The organism is Rhizobacter sp. P1_G5 (genome assembly GCF_056405435.1).
This window is the reverse complement of sequence record NZ_JBFUCB010001115.1, coordinates 1-838: the sequence shown is the minus strand read 5'-3', so window position 1 is coordinate 838 and position 838 is coordinate 1. Positions and strand designations below refer to the sequence as shown.

The window sequence follows — 838 nt, the reverse complement described above, 5'->3', positions numbered from 1 at the left end:
GATGATGCTGTGCGCCAACGAGAGCCACTTCGTCAACGGCGCCGTGATCCAGGCCGACGACGGGTTCGCGGTGTGAGTTTGCGGCCCCTCACCCTGCTGGAGGCCCGCGCGCTCGGCGTGCTGATCGAGAAGGCCAGCACCGTGCCCGACAGCTACCCGCTGTCGCTGAACGCGCTGGCCTCCGGCTGCAACCAGAAGACCGCCCGCGATCCGGTGATGAACGCGACCGATGCCGAGGTGCAGTCGGCCGTCGACGCGCTGAAGGCCCTGCACCTGGCCTTCGAGTCCAGCGGCTCGCGCGTCAGCCGCTACGAGCACAACCTCGGCCGCGCGCTCGCGCTGCCGTCGCAATCGGTTGCGCTGCTCGCGGTGCTGATGCTGCGCGGCCCGCAGACGGCCTCCGAACTGCGCGCCAACTGCGAGCGGCTGCACCGCTTCGCCGACACCTCGTCGGTCGAGGCTTTCCTCGACGAGCTGGCCACGCGCGCCGACGAGAAGGGCGGCCCGCTGGTGGTCAAGCTGCCGCGCGCGCCCGGTGCCCGCGAGGCGCGCTGGACGCACCTGCTGAGCGGCACGGTCGACATCTCGGCCATGCCGGTGGCGTCGAGCGACGAGGATTTCGTCGCCACCAGCGAGCTGGCGGCACTGAAAGCACAGCAGCTGAGCCTGAAGCGCGAGGTCGACGAACTGCGCGCGCTGGTCGAGCGGCTCTACGAGGAGCTGGGCGTCCGCAGATCGGAGTGACGTGCCGGATCGAATGACGAACTGAGCGGAGTCTCATGGGCGGAGCGAGGAAGTGGTGCCTCAGGCTGGTGGCCGTGATGGGCCTGGCCGCTGC

1 protein-coding gene is annotated in these 838 nt (G+C 70.2%); it reads left to right on the top strand.

Translation table 11 applies throughout. The annotated features are described in order from the left end of the window. Positions 1-72 precede the first annotated feature (72 nt). Positions 73-744, top strand: coding sequence for a YceH family protein (locus tag AC1D12_RS34435; protein ID WP_047511735.1), 672 nt, complete (start codon positions 73-75; stop codon positions 742-744). The last annotated feature ends 94 nt before the right edge of the window (positions 745-838 follow it).